We start from the raw sequence: 307 nt of genomic DNA on the forward strand, positions 1-307 counted from the left end.
CCCTCCAGCACGAGGCGGACCGCCCTCTCCCGCACCTCCGGCGAGTAGCTCGCTGCTGTCTTGCCCTTCGTCGTCATGGCTCCATCCTCTCAAGGCCTGGGGCCTCCGACAAACCCGGGGCGGTTCAAGGCCGAGTGGCCAGATCAGGTGTGGTTGGCCGACATCTCCTACCTGCCTACTGGGGAGGGCTGGCTGTATCTGGCCGCGATCAAGGACATGGCCACGCGCGAGATCGTCGGCTGGTCCATGGCCGACCCTCTGAGGGCGGAGTTGGGCATCGATGCACTGGTCATGGCACTCCAGCGTT

General features: G+C 65.8%; 1 pseudogene. It reads left to right on the forward strand.

Annotation, left to right across the window (positions count from 1 at the left end):
• Positions 1–123: 123 nt before the first annotated feature.
• A pseudogene (locus tag ROTAS13_RS25580) lies at positions 124–307 on the forward strand (DDE-type integrase/transposase/recombinase); the annotation flags it as partial.

Origin of the sequence: Roseomonas sp. TAS13, assembly GCF_001950415.1 — a bacterium.
Taxonomy (GTDB): domain Bacteria; phylum Pseudomonadota; class Alphaproteobacteria; order Acetobacterales; family Acetobacteraceae; genus Roseomonas; species Roseomonas mucosa.